We start from the raw sequence: 22,828 nt of genomic DNA, 5'->3' as shown, positions 1-22,828 counted from the left end.
TCGATTACATAGAGGTGTTCTATAACCGAACCCGCCGCCACAGCCATCTGGGCGGCGTCAGTCCCGAGGCGTTCGAGAGCGCCGCAACGTGAGGCTGGGATTTGTCCACGAGACCGGCAGCAGTCCAGTTTGGAAGGTCCGTACTCTTCATTTGCCATCTCCCGTTTTCTTTATCCTTGCGCCGTTTCGTGACAGGCTCAAGAATTAAAGAGGGACCTTCTATATTTTATTGGTCAGAAATTCTTGCGGAACAAAACTGACTTGCGGTCGTTTGATGCTCTCAAGCAAGAACGGTTGGGTACGGCCGAACGAGGTATCGTCTATTTTCAAAATAGGCCACTCCTGCGGTGGTATGTTCCTCCTTGGGAATGGGGAAGCGGCCAGTGATACACCGAACCGTCGCCTATAATGTATTGGAGGTAGAGCCCTTCGGCGATGGAACATTTGCGCCATGACGGTGGTGCGGTTGGACGAAGGCTTGTGTAGGGAGCGACCGTGGAGCGATAGCCAACCGCGGCGACTGACCAGATCCTCTGTGTCAACTCTCCGCATAAATCCTGTTCATAATACTCTGTAAGAAGAGGCACTGGAACCGAGAGGCGATGGAACATGGACATCAAGCGTAGAGATTTCGTCAAGGGGTGCGCAGCGGCCTCTGTTCTGTTGCTGCCGGGCATCGCGAAAGGCGAGAACGCGAATGACGTGCCAGCCTCAGACGCTGACTTGCACATCGAAAAATCGATCAAGGCGAGCTTCGGCGGCGGCTTTGCGTTAGTTGCGAACACCCAATCGGGCGGACTGACCCACGCCGACATCGAACATTTAGGCAATAGGTACGCGGTCATTTCGGCAGACTTGCTGGATTGGAAGATCGTGAGATCCTCTCTGAATAACCGGAGCGTCGCATCGACTGCTGTCGGCAGATTGTCGACTTCTTTGGTGTGAGAGCATTTTGATATCGAGGGCGGGAATGTCCTTTCAGCCCGAGTGAAAAACATCGGATTTTAAAGGTGATGAGCCGTGGCCGATCAGATCAAAAGCATTCGCATTCACCCCGGTATTGGTATTGCCCGCTTGGGGGATAGTGACGAGTTTTACATCGGCCCTGAAGCGCCGGGGGTCGTGGTCGATCCCGGCGGCAGCAATGGACCGGGGCCAAATGGTGGCAGCTATCGCGACAGCGGGGCGCGATTGAAACGGCAGGCGCAGCGGTTTCGTGTCTATGCCTACGACGCCAACGATAAGGTCGTCGCAGAGCTTTCATCGGAGTCGGGACAGGTTCAATCCGTGCGCTGGCGGGTTCATGTCAGGAACATGAAAGCGGCGAATTACGCGTTTCAGGGTGCGTATCTGTTTGACCCCGACAAATTGCGAAACCCATCGGTCCAGCCCGGCAAGAAGCCGATCGAGCGGGACAAGCTCATCATCGATCCCGGTGTACATACGATCACCTCCGGGCAGCTCGGACCGGTCGTCATGAAAGGTGATATTTTCGCGGGCATTGAAAAAGGTTCGGTCCCCGGCGAATTGCGTTTCGAAGGCTTCACCCCGAAAGACCCTTCGAAAGAAGTTGAGGTTACCTTTAAAGCCGCCAAGGATATTGAACTGGGGCAGCTTCGCCTCGATTCCCACGACCGTCTGCTGTTCGTTCCCGCGCCGGGGAAAGGCGAATGCGTCACGACACCCAAGGTAGCGTTGTCGAACCCGAGTGAAACAGTCACCCCTCCGAACGGCCCGGAGAACGGTAAAAATCCACTGACCAACCAGTTTGCCTATTTCAACGTTCCGGGATGGTGGGACGACACCTGCGGCGGTGAAATCGACGTCACGGTCACGCTCAAGGATGGCACGGTCCTGAGTACACGCGACAACGTGAAATCGGCAACGGACGATGGCACGAGAAACCCGCGTGGAGGGGCATGGATCGTCACCGCGCCACCGAAGTTTGCACCCCACATGTATCACGTGGTGTCGATTCTGGATCGCGTCTACGAGGCTTTTCCGGAGGCTTACCCCTACGCCAAGCAGAAGACGAATTTCTATCGCGATGTCTATCCGATCTTCGCCAAGGCAGTGAACTACGGTTGGGTGAGCGCCGAGGCTGCGGGCGTCACGCCTGAAACAAAGGACGCCGCCCATGGCCCGAAGCAGCCGGGAAACTTGCTCAACGCCGAGTACATGGCGGCCTTCATCGATCCAACAGACAATAGCAAGCCGACACGGCAGATGGTCCATGACCTGATGCGGCATGCGCCCGGAAAGCGTGGACATCTGGTTGATTCGCTGATGCCGCCGCCGCCGGAGCGGCCCACCAGCTGGAAGAACGACGAATTCAAGCGCGACGAGGAAGACTTCAAGATGCCCAAACTATGGGGCACGGGGGGCAAGCCCGCACAGAACAAGCAACTGGGCAACAGCCTCCCCGACCAGTTCCTGAGCTTGACTGAGTTGCAGTTGAACCACCTGAAGGAATGGGCCGACGGAAATTTTGAGGTCGGCGTTCCGCAAAAGCCCGTCGCCCTTGAGACGTTGCCGTTGACCGCGCGGCCGCATGCCCTGGACAGCTCAGCGCTCGAACCGACCATCGGCGGCGGCTTTCACCCCGGTATCGAATTCCCGTATTTGATCATCTATCGGGAAAATTTCGCCGAGGCGTTTCGCGTCAACAAAGATATCGAGCCCGGCGCGGTTGCGGCCTATATGTCGAGCCCGTGGCAGGGCGACTTCTGGTCGTGCAACGTGGCATGGTGGCCAACACAACGGCCAGATATCGTTTTCGAATACGATCAAAAGAGCCAGACCAGCACCTATAAGGAATGGTTCCGCGGATACGATGCTGACGGCGAACCGCTATCATCCACCGATGGTTACAACCAGATGGTTTATGCTTGGCCGAAACTGGGGATGGTGCTCCCGATCAAGACCGCGGATGGCAGTTTCCTGAAAGACAACGGAGAGATCGTGTTCGTCGAACAGGAGCGTGATCCGGCACTGAACCGGCCGCCCACCAAAGGCAAATAATTCGTGCCCTCGCCGATACGCGACCGCGTCGATACAACATGGGACGTTGTTATCGTCGGTGCCGGACCGGCGGGAGCCGCAACCGCGATTACGCTGGCCAGGTTTGGCCAGCGTGTGCTGTTGGTGGAGGAGCGGGTATCACCGAAATTCAAGCTGGGTGAATCTCTGCCGCCGACCTCCATCGGTATGGTCAAATACTTCTTGGGAGACCCTGAAGATCCAGAGCAGCAACTTCCAGGCATTTTCAGAACGGCTGGCAATTTCTCGCTTTGGGCGACGGAGCAGGCCGATATCGCGGACTTCTTCTTCACATCGGCCGGATTCGGCCTCTGTGTCGATCGATTGGCTTTCGATGAGGCCCTACGGGCGCAGGCGGTTGCGGCCGGTGCAACTTTGCTCACAGGAGTCCGCTTCCAATCCTGTGCACGTATCGCTGACGGGTCTTTCAATTGGCAGCTGACGCTCGCCCCGGAAACGGGCACGCGGCAGCATCGCGCGCGTTATCTGGTCGACTGTTCCGGTCGGCGGGCGGTCGTGGCCAGGACGCTCGGTGTCCCGACCGTCGAAAATGACGACCGGTTGTTCGCCTATGCGCAATGGTTTTCCTGCGTCGGTGATGATGACCGCTATACAAGGATTGAGGCCGCGCCACACGGCTGGTGGTATAGCAACCGATTGCCAGGTCCTAAAGGCGATGACACCAGACGATTGGTGGTGTTGCACACCGACAAGGACCTGCCGGCAGCGCGAATGGCTGCGGATCAGCAAGGCTTTGATCAGCTACTGGACGCCTCGACGCATCTCGCGCCGTTGCTTAAAGCCGGGGGCTATCAGTCCTGCGGGACAATCCGGGGCGCACCGGCCAACAGCCAGCGACTACGTGACTTCTGCGGTGACGCGTGGATGGCGGTGGGCGATGCGGCGCAAGCCTATGATCCGCTGTCGTCGCAAGGTATCGACAAGGCGCTGAGGACCGCCAGCCACGCCGGACATATGATCCATTATGCGTTGACAGACTGCCCGCAGGGCACCGCAGGATTGGGCAGCCGCGATGCGTACATCCAAAAATATAACGAGCAACAGCGCCAACTCTGGCAAACCTATTTGTCGCAACGCGGCTACTACTATGGCATCCAGCCCCGCTGGTCTGATCAGCCGTTCTGGCAACGTCGGCGGCAGTTGGCGAATGAAGCTAGTCGGTAGCCTCCTGCCATCGAACCGCACCATTTTGCATTGTGAAACCATGCTCAAATGGCTTTCGGATCGCTGGTCCTCCCCGACGGGAGGCCGGAATCCTGGTCGCTGTTTATCGCGGGCGCACTGACGTTGCCCCCAACAATTATCCAGTTCGGAGTTCGTTCGAGCGGTTGGATTTACCCGGATGGTCGGTCAGGATTCGGAGGCGCCTGATATTCGGTCGTCCGGGGCGTTCAATACCGTTGTTTGCAAGAACCAAAGCGCGTGACGAACGTAGAGCAGTGAAAATCCTTAGAACGCTATGTGTACCTTCAACTCGATAAAATTGTGAAATCCTCAAAGCGTGAAAGAACTTGAGTAAAATTTGTTAGCGCTTTGATGCAAAAAATACTTGGATCACCAGCGGATTCAACACCGGGCCTGTTTAAGCAAAGGGGGCTGTGCGCCGGAATAGTCCTTGCGACACTCGCCAATATCGGGGGGCCACTTCCCGTCATTTTATAAGGATTCGGACCTGATGGTCATCGGAGGCGTTGCATAATGGTCAAAAAAACACTCGGATGGACGAACTATGCGTTCTCCAGACTAGTTGCAGGCGATCTTCCGGAACGCGTGCTTGGTGACGAAGCCATAGCCGCAGGTGTCACAGGTCCAGAGATAGCTGACTTCGTCATCGGCCACGAAAGCCGATGCTTCCGCGGCGATCATCGTGTCGGCACATACAGGACAGGTCGGCAGATCGCTGCCGCGTGGCGACGGACGAAGTTTCCTGATCGAACGAACAGCAAGCGCTGGCATCGTGACCTCCTCGGGAATGAGTACGTCATCTGTCATCGTGCAGTTTAAGCCGATTTGTTTGACCGTGTCGCAACAAAATTGCGTTGATTTTACGTTTTTGATTTGCGTCATGTTTCGCAATGCAGCGAGGCGCTTGTATCGCTATGCTGTCCACCACACATGACGGATAGTTGATAATTTCCACCGCAACGCACAATCGAGAGCAGGGGATCGATCATGGATACATCCACGGACAGCGTCACGCATCGCCCCGGTCGCGGGCGTGTCTTCGGCAGCATCGTCGAAGCGTTCGGCGATACGCCAATCGTCAAGCTCGTGCGGCTGCCGCAGCAGCACAATGTCGGCGCCACCATTCTCGCCAAGCTGGAATACTTCAATCCGACGGCCAGCGTGAAGGACCGCATCGCAGCGAGCATGGTCGTCGCGATGGAAAAGGCCGGGATCATCAATGCCGATACCGTGCTGATTGAGCCGACCTCGGGAAATACCGGCATTGGTCTGGCCTATGTCGCGGCATCGCGCGGCTATCGGCTCAAGCTGGTGATGCCGGACTCGATGTCGATCGAGCGCCGCAAGATGCTGGCCTATCTCGGCGCCGAACTGATCCTGACGCCGGCCGCCGAGGGCATGAAGGGCGCGATCGCCAAGGCCGAGGAGTTGCTCCGCACCATCCCGAATTCGGTGATCCCGCAGCAGTTCAAGAACCTCGCCAATCCCGAAGTGCATCGTCGCACCACCGCCGAGGAAATCTGGAATGACACCAATGGCAATATCGATTTCATCGTTTCCGGTGTCGGCACCGGCGGCACCATCTCCGGCATCGGCCAGGTGTTGAAGCCGCGCAAGGCTTCGCTGCGCATGGTCGCGGTGGAGCCCGAGGAAAGCCCGGTGCTGTCTGGTGGCACGCATTCGCCGCACAAAATCCAGGGCATCGGCGCGGGCTTCGTACCTGACGTGCTCGACCGCGCGGTGATCGACGAGATCGTCAAGATCAACAGCGTCACCGCGCTTGAGACCGCGCGCGCGCTGGCGCGCCACGAAGGCATTCCGGGGGGCATCTCGTCGGGGGCGGCGATCGCCGCGGCGCTGCAGATCGGCCAGCGGCCGGAAAATGCCGGCAAGGTCGTGCTGGCGATTGTGCCGTCGTTCGCGGAGCGTTATCTCTCGACGCTGTTGTTCGAAGGAATCTGACGAGATGGCCCAGACCCCGCGGCGCCCGCGCACGCTTCAGGATGCCCGTAGCGAGGCCGAGGCCGCGTTCAGGCAGACCACCACCAAGCCCGTCGAGGCGCCGGTTGCAAAACCTGCGGTCCCCGGCGTGCGCGAGCTGGTGTCGCTGCGGATCGATCAAGACGTGCTGGAGCATTTCCAGGAAGGCGGCCCGGGCTGGCAGGACCGTATCAACGACGCACTGCGCATCGCCGCCGGCAAGTAACGGTTGAACTCGCGTCCCGGACACGGTGCGGCAATGTTATGCCGCTCCGCTGATCCGGGCTCGTATGCATTGGCCTCAGAGCTCCGGATACAGCTTCTGCCAGAACGCGCAGTTATGCGCGGCGGAGCCATCGAACGGGCCGAGCTTGCCGGGCTCGAAGCGCATCACGTGGCGGCCCGACTGGTACGGAATCCACGGCTTGGCTCCCGCTGCACGCGGCATGCCCTTGGCGGCGAAGCTGGTCCAGTAGGCCATCATCTGGTCGGCGATCAGTTGCGACGGCGCCGCAAGCTTGGGTCCGTCGAGCCTGGTGGTGTTGGAGAAACCCGGAAATTGATAGGGCAGCTCGGCGGAATGTACCGCGCCCATCTCGAAGCCCGGATTGGGCGTCACGTCAGGCGCCGCGCGGTCAGCGAATTCGTATTCGTAGACCGTGACGTATTTCGCGGCGAGCTTGCCGGCCTTCAGGTAGAGGCAGTTGTTCAGTCCGTTGCTCGGCGTGTAGTCCGACATCACGGAGCCCAACGCCGTCGGCGGCGAGGAGAACGACTTCATCGGGTATTTCTTCTCGACCTTGGCGGCACGCTCGCCGTACACCGCGGTGAGATGCGCCATGTAGTTGTCGGCCGTCACCGGTCGTCCAGCCTGGGTGTCGTAGGCGACGTAGAGCCGAAGCTCGTCGCGGTTGCCGCCATTGATCATCGGCACGCGCACGAACTGACCGGTGCGCAGCGCCTCGGCGCCCTGCATCGGTACGCTGCGGGTCCCGACGGTCGGCGCATAGGCCATGAGGTCGCTACCGGCGACGGTGGACGCGGCTTCGAGCAAATCCTTCACCGGCTTGCCGCGCAGGCAGGTCAGCGCATCCGCGCCGGCTGGACAGCCGACGAGGTCGCCGACCTTCTGGCCGACCGTGGCGGCGTCCGCGACGCTGCGCAACTTCTGCGCGCAGCCGGCGGATTGCATGATCGCTTTGTGGAACAGGCCCTTCGATTCCTTCGGTGCTATCACCTGCATGCAGATCGACGCCGCGCCGGCCGATTCGCCGGCGGCGGTGACGTTCTTGGGATCGCCGCCGAAGGCCGCGATGTTGTTCTGCACCCAGCGCAGTGCGAGGCGCTGGTCCTCGAGGCCATAGGCGCCGTTGGCGACCGCGTCGAAGGCCGGGTTGGCCATGAAGCCGAAGGCGCCCAGCCGGTAGTTCATCGACACCACGATGGCATTGCCGCTGGTCGCCATATGCGCCAGCGGATACAGCGCCGTGGAGCCGCCGACAAAGGCGCCGCCATGAATCCAGACGATCACCGGCAGCTTCTTGCCGGATTTCGCCGCCGCTTCCGGCACCGAGACGTTGATGGTCAGGCAGTCCTCGTTGTAGCCGGCCTCGGTGAGGCCATAGCGTGCGAGCTGCGGGCAGCCATTGCCATAGGCTGTGGCGTCGCGCGTCTCGGTCCAAGGCTTGGCCGGAAGCGGCAACGCCCAGCGCAACGCGCCAACCGGGGGCTGCGCATAGGGGATGCCGCGAAACTCGCGCACGCCGTCATGCGCCGTGCCGCGCACCGGGCCATCGGCAGTTGTGACAACGGGCGCCGCGCTCTGGCTTTGCGCAGATGTAACGAACAGGCAGCCGAAAAGTATCGCGGCGAGATGCATGTGGCGCGCTGGCATTTTGATCATGAGCATTATCCGGAGAGAAGGCGTGATGATGTTGCGTAGCGTGTAACATGTCACCGAGTGCGCCGCGGCAACAAATCCGTGTGTCAGGTCGCGCTGCGAACGGGAACAGGATTGGGGCTGCGCAGGTTCAGCATGTTGCCGGCCAGGATCAGCACCGCGCCGAGTACGGTGAAGATGTCGAGCCGTTCTGCATAGAGCATCCAGCCGATCGTGGCGCTGAGCGGCACCCGCAAAAAGTCCATCGGCACCACGACGGTGGCGTCGGCATAGAGCATCGCCCGCGCCATGCAGAAGTGCGAGAACGTGCCGCAGAACGCGATCACCACCAGCCAGCCCCAGACATAGGGCGTCGGCCATTGCCAGAAATACAGTGCCGGCAGCAGACCCGCGCTGGCCTGCACGACGATCATCCAGAAAATGATTTTCAGCGCGGTCTCGGTGCGCGTCAGCGACTTGACCGTGGTGATCGAAATGCCAAAGCCGAACGCGGCACCGAGCGCGACCAGCTGGCCGATATTTACCGCGCCGGCGGTCGGGCGAACGATCACCACGACGCCGATCAAGCCGAGCACGATCGCGGTTATTTTCCACACCGTCATCCGCTCGCCCAGAAAGAATGCCGCCATGATGGCGATCCAGATCGGCATGGTGAATTCGATCGACACCAACTGGCTCAGCGGAATCAGCGTCAGCGCGAAGAACCAGCCGATCTGCGAGATGTAGTGCACGAGGTTGCGCGCCACATGCGTCAGCGGCCGCGTTGTCTTCATCGCTTTGAAGCCGCCGTTGAAATACAGGATCGGCAGCAGCATGACGAAGCCGATCAGCGACCGGATTTCCATCACCTGGAACACGTTGAGTTCGCGCAGCGTCTCGCGGCCTGCGATGGCCACGAACAGCATCATCAGCAGCCAGCCGGACATCCACAGCGCGGCGCGGGGTTTGGACGGCGGGCGATCCATCGTTTGGCGAACCGATTGTTGCGTTGCGAAATTCGGGCAACGTCGAAGTCATGCAAGGGCAGGCTGTATCGGCGACATCGCGGCGCTTTGCAACGCGCAAATCAGCCGGGCTGCGATGCGCGCGCTCGCGCAAGGAAAAGCCCCGGCTACGCGATGGCAGCCGGGGCTTTTTTAAAGACGAAAGGTGTGAAGATCAGCTGCGCGTCAACGCGATATTGGCGCCCTTGAACTGGCCGTCGGAAGTGATGGCAACATTCTGCTTGTTGCCATTGGTGGTCATGACCAGCTTGGCCGTGAACACCGGCGCGGACACGGTGACATCGAAATGACCGTTGCCGGCGCGGCCTTCGAGCGAGCCGGCGACGCTGCGCGTGGTTTCTTCCCAGCTACCGGACAGTACGCCGGCCTTGGCGATGACATCGCTCTTCAACTCGAACTTGTAGCTGTCACTGGCGCAGAGCAGGGCCTGGTTAAGCCCGTTACCTTCGCTGCTGACCGCATAGGTCGCCTTGCAGCGGATGCGCTCCTTGGCGCCGCCCTCCAGCGAGATGGTGCCGCTTCCGGACCACACGCCGGCCATGCCGGCGAACGGCGCCGACTGCGCGAACGCCGCCGGGCTGGACAGGCCGAGAACCGTGCCGACGACGGCGATCCCCAGCAACAGCGAAGAAGCAGAACGAGATGTCATGAGGTCATTCCCAAGTTTTGGTTATTGACGCGAAGCTTCCCACCGACCGCTGCACGGCACGCCGCCGGAGGCGCCGTTCCATTTGCCCGAGCCGGTATTCCCGGAGAGATGGCCATTGGCGTAAGCGGCGCCGATCGACACCTTGACGGCGCCTTCGTGGCCGACCTTGCCGGATACATCGGCGCCCGGTGCGGTGATGCGGCCTTCGGTGACCGTCAGCGGGTAACGCGAGGTCGGCTCGCAGCTGCCGGTCTTGGTAACGATCGTCACGTTCCAGAGGCCGTCATAGGGTTCGGCGGAAGCAGCCGGAACGGCGGCGAAAACAGCAGCGCTGACGAGGAGCGAATTGCAAAACAGCGCAGTAATGCGGTTGAGGCGCATGAATAAGATCCCTGATGTAATGATGGGCCTTCTATTCACGAGTATTGTGTCAAAAAATTGCTGCGCTGCAGCGACGGCCCTGTGTCTGTTGCAGACACAATGGCCGAAAGCGCAATCGGTTCCACCGTCGCGCGTAATATTGGAGTACCGTCAGCCGGTCAAGCGAGCTTCGGCGCCAGAGTGGCGAACTGCTCGTCCTGCGCGACCGCGGGCAGGCTGCCATGGGCGACCGCGTGGTCGATGATGTCGCCGAGCAGCTTCTGGCCGAGCGGCGCGAGCGCGCGTTCCCACAATTCGCGAGCGGTTTCGCCCTTCTTGACGAAGCACCATTCCTGGAGGGCGATGGCGCCGCCGTCCATCGTATCGGCGAGGTGGTAGATGCTGCCACCGGCGATCGGGTCGCCTTCCTTGATCGTCCATTCGACGGCGGCGATGCCGCGATGCCGCGGCAGCAGCGAGGGGTGGTAACCGATGCCACCCATCTTTGAGACCGCCAGCGCGTCACGGCCGATTCGGGCATGGCTGTGGGCGGTCACAATCAGATCGGTACCCTCTGCGATCTCCGACGCCACCACGTTCTTCGAATTGGCCTGGACGGTCACCGGAATGCCCGCGGCCTTCGCGGCCGCAGCCAGCCGGTCCTCGGCATCGGCCACCACTACCCGGGCGATCTCGACATCGTGGTTCCGCAGCATCTCAAGGGTGATGACGCCAAAGTGACGGGAGCCGACGAGCGTAATCCGCATGGGTGGAGGTCCGATGTTCAGGGAGGATCGAGAGGCCCGGAAAGAACGATCCGGGATGTGGTGGGCGGGATGGGGCTCGAACCCATGACCATTCGATTAAAAGTCGAATGCTCTACCAACTGAGCTACCCGCCCCCAGAGGGGTGCATAGAGAGCAGGTTCGCGCTGGTCAAGTGCGCGAACCGCCGTTGTGGACATCGCCGTGCTGATTGCCGGCAGTATCAGCTGTCGCGGCGGATTTCTGAGGCCACCGGCTGCGATACATCGATCGCGGGCATCGCCACCGGGCGCAGGCCGATCAGCTCGGCCGTGCGTACGGTCGTGTCGCGCCACCACGCGAAATCGTTGGTCCGGGAGTTCTCCAGAATGGCGATCGCCACCGCCGACAGGAAAGGCAGGCTCTGCAGCACCAGTACACCGGCGAAAATGTAGATCTCGTGGACCTGCTTGAAGCTGTTGGACATGATCAGCACGCCGGCGCCGATCAGCAGCAGCACGCCGATCACCGCCTCCCAGAACGCCTGGAATTCGATCGACATGTTGGACAGGCCGCCCTTGGAGGTGACCGTGAACGGCAGATGTTCGGTGATCAGGCCGTTAGCGACGGCACGCGACACTGTCCACTGCACCGACATCGCCGCGACCATGGCGCCCAGCATCTGCCAGGTCTTCACATGGACGCGCAGCCTGTACAGCGTGATGAAGTGCGCCAGCGACACCACGAAGGAGGCGATGATCGGCAGCGTCAGGATCTTGTCGGGGATGGCGATGTCGGCGAAGGCGACGATCGGCACCCAGACGAGATTGAGGATCGCGACCACCACGCCAAGGCTTTCGGCGCCGAGCCAGTTCAGCCAGCCCAGGCCAAATTCGCGCTTCTGGTCCTGCGTCATCCGGCTCGCGCCCGGCAGGAAGCGGCGCCAATGCTTCTTGATGATCTGGAAGCCGCCATAGGCCCAGCGGTGGCGCTGTTTCTTGAACGCCTCATAGGTGTCCGGGAGCAGGCCGTAGCCGTAGCGCACGTTGGTGTAATGCGTCAGCCAGCCATGCTGCATGATGGCGAGGCCGAGGTCGCTGTCCTCGCAGATCGTATCGCCGGCCCAGCCGCCGGCCATATCCATCGCAGCGCGGCGGATCAGGCACATGGTGCCGTGCACGATGATCGCATTGCTCTCGTTGCGCTGGACCATGCCGATATCGAAGAACCCGGCATATTCGCCGTTCATGATGTAGTGCATCATCGAACGGTTACCGTCGCGATGGTCCTGCGGCGCCTGCACCAGCCCGACATTGGGATCGAGGAACGCCGGGACAAGGTCCTTGAGCCAGTTCGGCTCGACCATGTAGTCGGCGTCGATGATGCCGATGATTTCGGCATCGACCGAGGTGCGCTCCATGGCGATGCGCAGCGCGCCGGCCTTGAAGCCTTCGACCTTCTCGGCGTTGATGAAGATGAATCGTTCGCCCAGCGTCCGGCAATAGTCCTGGATCGGCCGCGTGAACGCCGGATCGGGCGTATTGTTGATGATCACCACGCATTCGAAATTCGGGTAATCCAGCCGTGCCACGGCGTCCAGCGTCTGCTTCAGCATCTCCGGCGATTCGCGGTAGGCCGGAATGTGGATCGACACTTTCGGGAACACGCCGTCCGGCGGGATCGCGATCAGCGAGGTCTGTTGGGGGGTGAGCAGGCGGCGTGGCGCGCGGCCGAAGGCGATCGCAGCGATCTCCGCGATCCGCGCCATCGCGATCAGGATTAGCGGCACCAGCAGGATCAGGCCCAGCGTCAGCGCGAAGGTTGAGCCCCAGACGAAGTAATGGGTTTGCTGGTAGGAGAAGATGGTGGCGACCCAGGCGCCGACGCCGTTGGCCGCCGCCGACAGCAGCAGCGCCTGCATGGCGGTTGGGGTGACCAGTTGCAGCACGGGGAGCGACAGCAGGATCCCGACCAGCAACGCGATGGCGGCGAGTTTCCAGTAGGCCTGGTCGACCACCGGGCCGGTCCAGGCGAACTTCGGCTCACGCGCCGCGTTCAGGATGCCCCAATACGGTCCGACGCCGCCTTCGAAGAACTTCCAGGGCTGATCGATCGCCTCGACGATGTTGTATTCCATGCCGATCGCTTCAGCGCGGCTGACGAAGGTGCGCAACGTCACCGCCTGCTCGAACGGGCCGGGGATCGCGCTCTTCAGATTGTAGCCGGCACTCGGCCAGCCGAATTCGGCGATTACGATGCGCTTGCCGGGAAAGGCGTCACGCAGCTTCTGGTAGATGATCAGCGCCTGATCGACCGCCTGCTTCTCCGAGAAGCCCTCCCAATAAGGCAGGATGTGCGCCGCGATGAAATCCACCGAGGACGCCAGCTCGGGATGTTCGATCCAGAGATTCCAGATCTCGCCGGTGGTGACGGGAACGTTGACCTGACTCTTGACCCGCTGGATCATCTTGATGAGGTCGTCGACCTTCAACTCGCCGCGGTACAGGGTCTCGTTGCCGACCACGATGCCGTTGACGTTGCTGTTGCGCTTGGCGAGTTCGACCGCGGACACCATCTCGCGCTCGTTGCGGTCGGCGTTCTTGTCGAGCCAGGCGCCGACCGTGACCTTCATCCCGACTTCGTTGGCGATCGGCGGCACCAGTTCGACGCCCCCGGTCGACGAGTACAAACGAATCGCGCGGCTGATGCCTGACAGTTTTTTCAGGTCGGCGCGAATTTTGTCGGGATTGGGGATGTTGTCGGTGTCGGGATGCGCCGTGCCGTCGAACGGCGCGTAGGAGACGCTGGGGAGAATGCCCTTGAAGTCGGGAGCTTCCTGCTTCTCCTGCAAGATGCCCCACAGGGCGGCATGAGCTGCAGTGACAAACAACAGAACGGCGACGACGGCGCGCATCGCGAATAAACCATGACGGGGCGAGCGTGGCAGGTTAACGGACCCGTCCCCTAGGTCCGACCAGTACGACGGCAGCAGAGATTATCCCTGCCACGCGGATTAACAACTCATATGGCGCCGTGGCGTTTTGAGGGCGGCCTATTCAAACCGCGAATAGTGGCCGCCGTTCCGGCGCCGCCGGATTATTTCGGTGCGTCGGCCGGCTTCGCCTCGGGCTGAGTGGCTGCGGCGGGAGCTGCGGCCGGGCCGGGCAGGGACGGCGCGCCGGGAGCGATCGAGGCGTTCTGCGGCTGCGCGTTCGGATTGATCCAGCAGGCGTGGACGCGGCCGTTCAGGCTGTCCGGCACTTTCGGATCGAGCGCACCGAAGCGCACCAGGCAGCGGAACGTCGCCTGCACGTGGCCGCCGGGGCAACCGAAGCGGTCGTAGAGATCGAGATGGCGGAAGGCGGTGTCGAGATCGTCACGCCACATCAGCACCACGACGCGGCGGCCGAGCCAGACGCATTCCGGGTTGCCGGCGGGACCGTTGATGGCGTTGGTCGCCTCGACGAATTCGTCGGTCTTCTTCTGGCTGTCCTTGGCGACGTCGGCCGGGGACGGCGCGTTGGCTGCGGGCTTCTGCTCCTGGGCGCCGCTCTGGGCGCTGGCGCCACTGACACCAAGCAGCAACGCGAATGCCGGCACGGCCAGGCTACGCAGGAACGCATTTTGGAACCCGAACACCAATCGACGCATAAAGTCCCCGATAAAGTTGGCAGCTACAACGTCTTCTGACCGACTTGTCAGATGCCGTTAAAATGGGTCCCCAATACGGCGGAACCACACTTGAATCCCATGACGGACATTTTGGATTTTGTCCAGTAATGCGCGAAGTTTGTGAGCATTTGGCCGGCAACTGCGACGACAAGGCTGTGATTGCCTGCAAGCTGCTCTTGGCAGAACGGCGCTGACGGGCTAATCGACGGGCTTATATGGAGGACGGAACCAATTTCCTACCGCACGCCGCTGGCTCTTCTCCTGTTATCCCTTTGCTCGATCGTAGCGGCATGGTGGTGGTTGGCCACTCCCGTCTCGTTGGCGCGCGCGCCAATCGATCCCGCCGACAAACTGGAATGCGTGTCCTATGCGCCGTTCCGCGGCGAGCAGACCCCGCTGATCCCGACCACGATGATTTCGACCGAGCAGATGGCGCAGGATATGGCGCAGCTCGCCAAGATTTCGAAATGCGTGCGGACCTATTCGGTCGACAACGGTCTCGACCAGGTGCCGGAGCTGGCCGGCAAGGTCGGACTCAAGGTGATCCAGGGCATCTGGCTCGGCAGCAGCCGGATCAAGAACCTGGCGCAGATCGCTACCGTCGTTGAACTGACCAAGGAATATCCCGGCGTGATCAGCGCCGTCGTCGTCGGTAACGAAGTCCTTCTGCGCGGCGAGATGACCGCCGCGGATCTTGCGGCCAATATTCGTTCGGTGAAATCGCAGGTCAAGGTGCCGGTCACTTATGCCGACGTCTGGGAATTCTGGCTGCGCAACCGCGAGATCTATGACGCGGTCGATTTTATCACCATCCATATCCTGCCGTATTGGGAAGACTTCCCGATCCGCGCCCGCAACGCCGCCGCTCATGTCGATGAGATCCGCAAGCGCGTTGCCGTCGCATTTCCGAACAAGGAAATCCTGATCGGCGAGACCGGCTGGCCGAGCGCCGGACGGATGCGCGACGGCGCGCTGCCGTCCCGCACCAACCAGGCACGGGTGGTGTCGGAAATCCTCGATCTGGCCAAGCGCGAGAATTTTCGCGTCAATCTGATCGAAGCCTATGACCAGCCGTGGAAACGCAATCTGGAAGGCACCGTCGGCGGCTACTGGGGGCTGATCAGCGCCGACGATCGCGCGCTGAAATATCCTGCCGGTGTGCCGATCACCAACTATCCGGCGTGGAAACTGCAGATGGGCCTCGGCCTCGGACTGAGCTTTCTCGTTTTCGCCGTCGGCATGCTGACACTGCGGCGCCGGCCGTGGTCGCCACGGCTGACGGCCTGGGTGACAGTGGCGGTGTCGGCGACCTCTGCCGGCATCCTGCTCGGCGTGGCCGGCGACAAGCTGATCTATGAAAGCTTCGGCAGCGGCGTCTGGCTGCGCTGGGGCGCGCTGCTGGCAGCCGGCGTGATTTCGCCGTTGCTCTGCGCCTATGCGACGATGGCCGGCCGTTCGCTGCCGACCTTCCTCGAACTGCTCGGCCCCCGGCCGTACCGGACGGGCTCGTTCGTGACGGTGTTGCTTGGCCTGACGCTGGCTGTGACGGCGCTGATCGGCACCGAGTCGGCACTCGGCTTCGTGTTCGACCCGCGCTATCGGGATTTTCCGTTCGCCGCGCTGACGATGGCGGTGGTGCCATTCGCCGGGCTGATGCTGGTCAACCGCCCGCAGGAGGGCGTGCGCCCGATCGCCGAGTCGGTATTTGCCGCCATTCTGGTGCTGTCGGTCATCTATATCGGCTTCAACGAAGGTCCGGACAACTGGCAGTCACTGTGGACCTGCGCGATCTTCCTGCTGTTCGGCGTTACGCTGTGGCGGGCGCGGGCCGTGCAAATCCCAGAATAAGTAGTCCGATCGCGAGGCCCGACAGGCCGATATTGTAGAGGACGATGCCGAAGCTGGCGGCGACCAGGCCGCCGGTGATCAGCACGATCGACGGCCGCATCAGGTTGAGCAGCGCGATCACCACGGCGACGATGCCGAACACCGAGCTCTTGAACAGGGACGTCATCAAAAGCCGCGTCTTGCACAGCATGGTCGGCAGGCCGGCGTCGCAGGCCAGCGCCACGGATGACAGTTCGATGGCCATATAGCGCAGGTAGATCGCATAGCCGACGCTGAGGAAGCCGACGACGAGAAGCCATTGAACCTGGCGTGCGGTGAGGCGGAACGGATCTTTTTTCATGGCCTGACTATGGTTCGGATCGCGCCGCGGGACAACCCGGGCAGGCGATCGAGGACGCTGCCCCCCGCGCGCTTCGCGTGACGCAGCAGGTTCCCGCGGCAATCTATTCGATCTGCGAATGTTTTGCCTCAGCGGATGCCGAGAATCGAGGTTAGCGACGGCGCTGGCTTGGGCGCTGGAGCAGGCTCTTCCTGCGGTGGCGGCAGCGCGCGTTCGATGATGCGCTCGGGTTTGGCCGTGGCACGCTTGCGCGGCGCCGGACGGGCGGGTGTTGTGTCCTGCGGCGCGTCGCTCTTCAGCGCCAGCCGCTGGCCGTCGAACACCGAGGTTTCGCACGGCCGCTTTCTTTCGATCAGCGTCGCGCAGAGCCGGGCTGCCGCCGCGGCGTCGGTGAGTGGACCGGCAATCAGGCGCAGTTGCATGCCGTAGCTGCCGCTCCGCTCTTTCACGGTCATGATCGGCCGAAGCCCGGTCAGTTCCTTGTTGTGGGCAAGGCCAAGCCACATCGCGCGCAAGCCATCGACCGAATAGGCGCCGCCGAGATCGACGCCGAATTCGGTGCGCGGCACCGGGACCGCGGCGGGCTCGGCGATCGCAACCGGTTCGGGGGCGGCGGCCTGGATGGAGGCGGTGGTTTCAGGGGCTGCGGTTGCCGCCGGGGCTGGTTCGGGTTTGGCCGGCGGTTCGCTGAGTTTGCTTGCGGCGGCATCGGGCGGAGCCATCAGCGACTTGGCGGTCATCAGCGCGGGGGCTGCCGCAATCGCGGCGGCGGCCGAGGGCCGGGGCGTCTCGGCAGGCAATGGTACGGCGGCAACGGGCGCAACGACTGGCGCAAGCGGGGGTGGTGCGGGGGGCGGGGGTACGGCCGCAATGTGCGGCACTGGCTCGACGGTGACGGCTGACAGGGCTGCGGAGGGTAAGGCGACGACTGCAGGAGCCGGAGCCGGCGTGGCTGCGGCGACGGTTTGGCGTTTGATCGAGCCGGTGACGGATTCGAGCCCCTGTTCCATCGAAGTGACGCGGGAATACAGCCGGTCCCGGTCGCTATTCAGCGTCTCGATGGCCTGCGACAGCCGCCGCGCCTCGTTCTGGGTTTCCTTGGCGACAAACTGGATCTGCTGCGACTGTCGCGCCAGCAGCTCGGTGGAGGCGGTCTGTTCGCGACGCTGTTGCGACTGCGACTGTGCTGCAAGAATGGCGACGATGACTGCCGCGACCGCGCCGGTGCCCCAAGAGCCCAGCCGCCACAGCGTTTTACGATCGAACGAATCTTCCTCCGCCAGAAAACCCGTCGTCCAGCCTCCGGCGGGCTCGGCCGAAAGCGGGTTGGCCCATTTGTCGCGATCGTCTGCCATTCCAGCCTTCGGTGGTTCCTGGGCGCCCCCTGCGCCCATTCGAATCACGTTTCGACAATATCAGGAAACCAGCGGGAACCTGAGCGTCACGCGTCGCAGGGCGCGGCAAAACCACTTTCCCCTTTGGTTGAAAACGCTCTATGAGGGCGACTGCGCCTCTGCGCGCCACAACACGGGGATTCGGATGACCGGCAGAACCAGCCTGACCATCGTGCTTGCCGCGGGCGAAGGCACGCGGATGCGTTCTTCGACGCCCAAGGTGCTGCACCAGGTCGCCGGCCAGTCGTTGCTGGCGCATGTCCTGGGCGCGGCGCCGGCGGGCGAGGGGGCTTCGCTCGCAGTCGTGGTTGGTCCCGACCATCAGCCGGTGGCGGAGGAGGCGAAGCGGGCGCGGCCGGATGCCGCGACCTATATCCAGCACGAACGGCTGGGCACCGGGCACGCCGTGCTGGCTGCCCGCGAGGCGATCGCCAAAGGCGCCGACGACCTGCTGATCGCGTTCGGCGATACGCCGCTGATCTCCGCCGAAACGTTTGCGCGGCTGCGCGCCCCCTTGGAGGCCGGCGCCGCTCTGGCGGTGCTGGGCTTTCGCGCCGGCGATCCGACCGGCTACGGCCGGCTGCTGGTCGAAGGCAACCAACTGACGGCGATCCGCGAACACGCCGACGCCACGCCGGCCGAGCGCCGCATCGATCTCTGCAATGCCGGTTTGATGGCCTTTGACGGCAAGACTGCGCTGGCGATCATCGAAAAGATCGGCAACGCCAACGGCAAAAGCGAATTCTACCTGACCGACGCCGTCGAGGTGGTGCGGGCGATGGGCCTGCAGGCCACCGTGATCGAAACCGGCGAAGACGAAGTCCGCGGCATCAACACCAAGGCGCAGCTCGCGGAAGCCGAGCAGATCATGCAGGCGCGGCTGCGCAAGGCGGCGCTGGATGCCGGCGTCACCATCGTCGCGCCTGAAACTGTCTTCCTCGCTGCCGACACTACCTTCGGCAAGGACGTCACCCTCGAACATTACGTGGTGATCGGCCCGGGCGTCAGCATCGCCGACGGCGCGGTAATCCACGCCTTCTCGCACCTCGTGCAGGCGGCGATCGGCAAGAAAGCCTCGATCGGCCCCTATGCGCGGCTGCGGCCGGGCACAATGGTGGGCGAGGGCGCGCGGATCGGCAATTTCGTGGAGACCAAGGCCGCGATCCTGGAGGCCGGGGTCAAGGTCAACCATCTGACCTATATCGGCGACACCCATATCGGCGCCGGCGCGAATATCGGCGCGGGCACCATCACCTGCAATTACGATGGCTTCAACAAGCACAAGACCCTGATTGGCGCCGGCGCCTTTGTCGGCTCCAATTCGTCGCTGGTGGCGCCGGTGAACATCGGCGCGGGGGCCTATATCGGCTCCGGTTCGGTGATTACGCGGGACGTGCCTGACGATGCGCTGGCCTTCGAGCGCAGCCCGGTGGTCGTCAAGGATGGCTGGGCGAAGCGGTTTCGCGATGAAAAAGCAGCCGCCAAGAAGCTGAAGTAAGCGACCGGGTCAGGACTCTTCGTCGGAGAACAGTTCGCGCTTAAGCCGCCAGCCGCGGCGCACCGCCCGGTTCGGCGCTTCGTCCGGCTTGTGCGGTTGCTTGATGACCTTGCGGATGATCTCGGCGCTGCGCATCGGTGGCGGCCAGTGCGCCAGCCGGCTGCCCTCGGAGCGTGCCTCGACCGGCCGCGGCCGGGCCGAGGCGAAATAGCTCTGGGTCGGTGGTTTTGGCCCGCGGGTGTCCTTCATGGCGGTTGCCTCCGGTAGATAAAGAGGCTCCGCCAAATCTGTTGACGCTCTGTTAAACCCGTCTCGAAAAATCGCCGGCAGATCCGCCGCAATCTGTCTCAATCGGCAATAATTATTGAGTAACAAGAGCTTCGCGTTTCTCGCTAAGTAAGAGAGGCCGAAGCATTCTGGCATTTTCATACCTCGGAGAGATTGACCTGCATGTGCGGCATTGTCGGAATTTTGGGACGCGGTCCGGTGGCGAACCAGATCGTGGACTCGCTCAAGCGGCTGGAATATCGCGGCTATGATTCCGCGGGTGTGGCGACGCTGGATGGCGACCACCTGGAGCGCCGGCGCGCCGAAGGCAAGCTGCGCAACCTCGAAGCCCGGCTGAAGGGATCGCCGCTGGACGGCCATATCGGCATCGGCCACACCCGCTGGGCCACCCACGGCAAGCCGACCGAGACCAACGCGCATCCGCATGCCGCCGACGGCGTCGCTGTCGTGCATAACGGCATCATCGAGAATTTTCGCGAACTGCGCATCATGCTGGAGAAGCAGGGCGCGGTGTTCGTCAGCGAGACCGATACCGAGGTGGTTGCCCATCTCGTCAATTCCTACGTCAAGAAGGGCGCCTCGCCGCCGGACGCTGTGAAGCAGGCGCTGCCGCATCTGCGCGGCGCTTTCGCGCTGGCCTTCATCTTCAAGGGCCACCCCAACCTGATGATTGGCGCCCGCAAGGGATCGCCGCTCGCGGTCGGCTATGGCGACGGCGAGATGTATCTCGGCTCCGACGCCATCGCTCTGGCGCCGTTCACCGATAACATCAGCTATCTCGAAGACGGCGACTGGGTGATCCTGAACCGCAAGGGCGCCACGGTGCACAACGAGCGCGGCGACGTCGTGAAGCGCGATGTCATGAAGTCCGGCGCGTCGTCCTTCATGGTCGACAAGGCCAACTACCGCCATTTCATGGCCAAGGAAATCCACGAGCAGCCGGAAGTCGTCGGCCACACGCTGACGCGCTATGTCGACATGGCCAATGAGCGGGTCTCGCTGCCGGTCACGCTGCCGTTCCATTTTCGCGACATCCAGCGCATCTCGATCACCGCCTGCGGTACCGCCAGCTATGCAGGCTATGTCGCCAAATACTGGTTCGAACGGCTCGGCCGCGTGCCGGTCGAACTCGATGTCGCCTCCGAATTCCGTTATCGCGAGGCCCCGGTCCGCAAGGGCGATCTGGCGATCTTCATCTCGCAGTCCGGCGAGACCGCCGACACGCTGGCGGCTTTGCGCTACGCCAAAGAGCAGGGCATGCATACGCTGTCGGTGGTCAACGTGCCGACCTCGACCATCGCGCGCGAAAGCGAGACGGTGATGCCGACCTTGGCCGGCCCGGAAATCGGCGTCGCCTCGACCAAGGCCTTCACCTGCCAGTTGATGGTGCTGGCGGCGCTGGCGGTTGCCGCCGGCCGGGCTCGCGGCGAATTGTCGGATAGCGACGAGGCCAAGCTGGTGCATGGCCTGGTCGAGATTCCCCGGCTGATGGCAGAAGCCCTCACCACCGAGCCGCAGATCGAGAAGCTCGCCCGCGACATCGCCAAGTGCAAGGACGTGCTCTATCTCGGCCGCGGCACCAGCTATCCGCTGGCGCTGGAAGGCGCGCTCAAGCTGAAGGAAATCTCCTACATCCACGCCGAGGGCTACGCCGCCGGTGAACTCAAGCATGGTCCGATCGCGCTGATCGACGAAAACATGCCGGTGGTGGTGATCGCGCCGTTCGACCGGGTGTTCGAGAAAACCGTATCGAACATGCAGGAGGTCGCGGCGCGCGGCGGCAAGATCATCCTGATGACCGACGCCAAGGGCGCGGAGGAGGCCACCGTCGACTCGCTGGTGACCATTGTGATGCCCGACATGGCCCCGACCTTCACCCCGCTGGTTTATGCAATCCCGGTGCAGCTGTTGGCCTATCACACCGCCGTCGTCATGGGCACCGACGTCGACCAGCCCAGAAATCTGGCGAAATCGGTCACGGTGGAATAGGGCGCCCCGGCCGGTTTTCAGGCGATCCGGCCCGGTCCACGACTTTTTGTCGCTCGGCAACTTTGCACCGCAGCCGCGAAAAGCTGTTAGTATGGCGGGGTAACGGCGCTCCGCGCCGCGCCGCCCGGGATTTGGATCACTGATGGACCGCACCGACCTGCCGCCGACCCCGCCTGCCGGCGACCTCCCGCCGGACGCGCCGCGGGGCTTCATGGCCCGGCTCCGTAACTACTTTCTTACCGGTCTGATCGTTGCCGGCCCGATCGCCATCACCTTCTATCTGACCTGGTGGTTCGTCACCTGGGTCGATGGGCTGGTGCGGCCGTTCGTGCCGGAAGCTTACCGGCCGGAACAATACCTGCCGTACGGCATTCCGGGTTCCGGGCTGATCGTTGCCTTTGTGGCGCTGACGCTGCTGGGCTTCCTCACGGCCAACCTGATCGGCCGCACGCTGGTCGATCTCGGTGAAAACTTGCTCGGCCGGATGCCGGTGGTGCGCGCGATCTATCGCGGGCTGAAGCAGGTGTTCGAGACGCTGTTCTCGGGCAACGGCTCCAGCTTCCGGCGCGTCGGCCTTGTCGAATTCCCGTCGCCGGGCATGTGGTCGATCGTGCTGATCTCGCAGCCGCCGAGCGTCGAAATCAGCAACAGCCTGCCCGGTGTCGAGGAGCATATCTCGGTGTTCCTGCCTTGCGCACCGAACCCGACCACCGGATTCTTCTTCTACGTGCCGAAGAGCAAGATCATCGATATCGACATGTCGGCCGAGGATGCCGCGACGCTGATCATGTCGGCTGGCGTGGTGCAGCCCGGCTCTGATCCACAGAAGAAGATCGCGGCTTTGGCCGAGGTGGCGAATGCCGCGCGGGTCGCGAACATGGCAACGCTAAGGCCGGTGCCGGCGAAGGTCGATTAAGG

The 22,828-nt window shown here is 62.5% G+C and carries 21 protein-coding genes and 1 tRNA gene; 10 read left to right on the top strand and 12 right to left on the bottom strand.

Annotated elements, in window-relative coordinates:
* From JWQ24_RS28525 to JWQ24_RS02530, 4 genes are all read left to right on the top strand, one after another.
* Positions 1–92: IS3 family transposase (locus tag JWQ24_RS28525; protein ID WP_366521408.1), on the top strand; the 92-nt coding region annotated here is incomplete at its 5' end.
* Between the two features lie 517 nt (positions 93–609).
* On the top strand, positions 610–945 hold the full coding sequence (locus JWQ24_RS02540) for a twin-arginine translocation signal domain-containing protein (RefSeq protein ID WP_299803934.1): 336 nt from the start codon (positions 610–612) through the stop codon (positions 943–945).
* Positions 946–1,020: 75 nt separating this feature from the next.
* The gene (locus tag JWQ24_RS02535; RefSeq protein ID WP_299803933.1) at positions 1,021–3,021 is read left to right on the top strand and encodes a LodA/GoxA family CTQ-dependent oxidase; all 2,001 of its coding nucleotides are present in this window, start codon (positions 1,021–1,023) and stop codon (positions 3,019–3,021) included.
* Between the two features lie 3 nt (positions 3,022–3,024).
* Positions 3,025–4,224, top strand: coding sequence for a tryptophan 7-halogenase (locus tag JWQ24_RS02530; protein ID WP_299803930.1), 1,200 nt, complete (start codon positions 3,025–3,027; stop codon positions 4,222–4,224).
* 579 nt (positions 4,225–4,803) lie between these two features.
* On the opposite strand, the gene JWQ24_RS02525 is transcribed toward JWQ24_RS02530, so the two are convergent.
* Positions 4,804–5,016: a hypothetical protein gene (locus JWQ24_RS02525; RefSeq protein WP_299803939.1), complete on the bottom strand. Its 213-nt coding sequence runs from the start codon at positions 5,014–5,016 to the stop codon at positions 4,804–4,806.
* Positions 5,017–5,232: 216 nt separating this feature from the next.
* On the opposite strand from JWQ24_RS02525, the gene cysK reads away from it, so the two are divergent.
* Together cysK and JWQ24_RS02515 are read left to right on the top strand one after the other, a co-directional pair.
* Positions 5,233–6,207: a cysteine synthase A gene (gene cysK / locus JWQ24_RS02520; RefSeq protein WP_299803928.1), complete on the top strand. Its 975-nt coding sequence runs from the start codon at positions 5,233–5,235 to the stop codon at positions 6,205–6,207.
* Positions 6,208–6,211: 4 nt separating this feature from the next.
* Positions 6,212–6,451 carry a BrnA antitoxin family protein gene (locus tag JWQ24_RS02515; protein WP_299803925.1) on the top strand — a complete coding sequence of 80 codons (240 nt, stop codon included), beginning with the start codon at positions 6,212–6,214 and terminating at the stop codon, positions 6,449–6,451.
* A gap of 75 nt (positions 6,452–6,526) precedes the next feature.
* Here JWQ24_RS02515 and JWQ24_RS02510 read toward each other — a convergent pair whose 3' ends face one another.
* From JWQ24_RS02510 to JWQ24_RS02475, 8 genes are all read right to left on the bottom strand, one after another.
* Positions 6,527–8,128, bottom strand: coding sequence for a carboxylesterase family protein (locus tag JWQ24_RS02510; protein WP_299803923.1), 1,602 nt, complete (start codon positions 8,126–8,128; stop codon positions 6,527–6,529).
* Positions 8,129–8,211: 83 nt separating this feature from the next.
* A complete protein-coding gene (locus JWQ24_RS02505; protein WP_299803921.1) occupies positions 8,212–9,090 on the bottom strand; it encodes a DMT family transporter in 879 nt (292 codons plus the stop codon).
* Between the two features lie 193 nt (positions 9,091–9,283).
* Entirely contained in the window at positions 9,284–9,778 is a 495-nt protein-coding gene (locus JWQ24_RS02500; RefSeq protein ID WP_299803918.1) for a hypothetical protein, read from the bottom strand.
* Positions 9,779–9,799: 21 nt separating this feature from the next.
* A complete protein-coding gene (locus tag JWQ24_RS02495) occupies positions 9,800–10,159 on the bottom strand; it encodes a hypothetical protein (RefSeq protein WP_299803915.1) in 360 nt (119 codons plus the stop codon).
* Between the two features lie 158 nt (positions 10,160–10,317).
* Positions 10,318–10,905, bottom strand: a complete 588-nt coding sequence (locus tag JWQ24_RS02490) for a formyltransferase family protein (RefSeq protein WP_299803913.1) — start codon at positions 10,903–10,905, stop codon at positions 10,318–10,320.
* A 58-nt stretch (positions 10,906–10,963) separates the two neighbouring features.
* Positions 10,964–11,039, bottom strand: a tRNA-Lys gene (locus tag JWQ24_RS02485).
* Positions 11,040–11,125: 86 nt separating this feature from the next.
* Positions 11,126–13,795 (bottom strand): glycosyltransferase, encoded by a 2,670-nt coding sequence (locus JWQ24_RS02480; protein WP_299803910.1) that lies wholly within the window; start codon positions 13,793–13,795, stop codon positions 11,126–11,128.
* Between the two features lie 182 nt (positions 13,796–13,977).
* Positions 13,978–14,532 carry a beta-1-3, beta-1-6-glucan biosynthesis protein gene (locus JWQ24_RS02475; RefSeq protein WP_299803909.1) on the bottom strand — a complete coding sequence of 185 codons (555 nt, stop codon included), beginning with the start codon at positions 14,530–14,532 and terminating at the stop codon, positions 13,978–13,980.
* Positions 14,533–14,766: 234 nt separating this feature from the next.
* Here JWQ24_RS02475 and JWQ24_RS02470 point away from each other — a divergent pair, with 234 nt between their 5' ends.
* The gene (locus tag JWQ24_RS02470) at positions 14,767–16,401 is read left to right on the top strand and encodes a beta-(1-6) glucans synthase (protein ID WP_299803937.1); all 1,635 of its coding nucleotides are present in this window, start codon (positions 14,767–14,769) and stop codon (positions 16,399–16,401) included.
* Here JWQ24_RS02470 and JWQ24_RS02465 read toward each other — a convergent pair.
* Together JWQ24_RS02465 and JWQ24_RS02460 are read right to left on the bottom strand one after the other, a co-directional pair.
* The gene (locus tag JWQ24_RS02465; RefSeq protein ID WP_299803907.1) at positions 16,361–16,741 is read right to left on the bottom strand and encodes a hypothetical protein; all 381 of its coding nucleotides are present in this window, start codon (positions 16,739–16,741) and stop codon (positions 16,361–16,363) included. The two genes, JWQ24_RS02470 and JWQ24_RS02465, sit on opposite strands and share 41 nt — an antisense overlap.
* A gap of 128 nt (positions 16,742–16,869) precedes the next feature.
* The gene (locus tag JWQ24_RS02460) at positions 16,870–18,096 is read right to left on the bottom strand and encodes a hypothetical protein (RefSeq protein ID WP_299803905.1); all 1,227 of its coding nucleotides are present in this window, start codon (positions 18,094–18,096) and stop codon (positions 16,870–16,872) included.
* Between the two features lie 184 nt (positions 18,097–18,280).
* Between JWQ24_RS02460 and glmU the strand changes: the two genes are divergently transcribed.
* Positions 18,281–19,633, top strand: a complete 1,353-nt coding sequence (gene glmU / locus JWQ24_RS02455; RefSeq protein ID WP_299803903.1) for a bifunctional UDP-N-acetylglucosamine diphosphorylase/glucosamine-1-phosphate N-acetyltransferase GlmU — start codon at positions 18,281–18,283, stop codon at positions 19,631–19,633.
* A gap of 9 nt (positions 19,634–19,642) precedes the next feature.
* Here glmU and JWQ24_RS02450 read toward each other — a convergent pair whose 3' ends face one another.
* Positions 19,643–19,882, bottom strand: a complete 240-nt coding sequence (locus JWQ24_RS02450; protein ID WP_299803900.1) for a hypothetical protein — start codon at positions 19,880–19,882, stop codon at positions 19,643–19,645.
* 201 nt (positions 19,883–20,083) lie between these two features.
* On the opposite strand from JWQ24_RS02450, the gene glmS reads away from it, so the two are divergent.
* Positions 20,084–21,910 (top strand): glutamine--fructose-6-phosphate transaminase (isomerizing), encoded by a 1,827-nt coding sequence (gene glmS, locus JWQ24_RS02445; RefSeq protein WP_299803898.1) that lies wholly within the window; start codon positions 20,084–20,086, stop codon positions 21,908–21,910.
* A 142-nt stretch (positions 21,911–22,052) separates the two neighbouring features.
* Positions 22,053–22,826 (top strand): DUF502 domain-containing protein, encoded by a 774-nt coding sequence (locus JWQ24_RS02440; RefSeq protein ID WP_299803895.1) that lies wholly within the window; start codon positions 22,053–22,055, stop codon positions 22,824–22,826.
* Positions 22,827–22,828 lie beyond the last annotated feature (2 nt).

The sequence above is a fragment of the Tardiphaga sp. genome (assembly GCF_028290495.1).
Lineage (GTDB): Bacteria > Pseudomonadota > Alphaproteobacteria > Rhizobiales > Xanthobacteraceae > Tardiphaga.
Note: the sequence above shows the minus strand (reverse complement) of the source record. Positions and strands in the feature narration are given on the sequence as shown.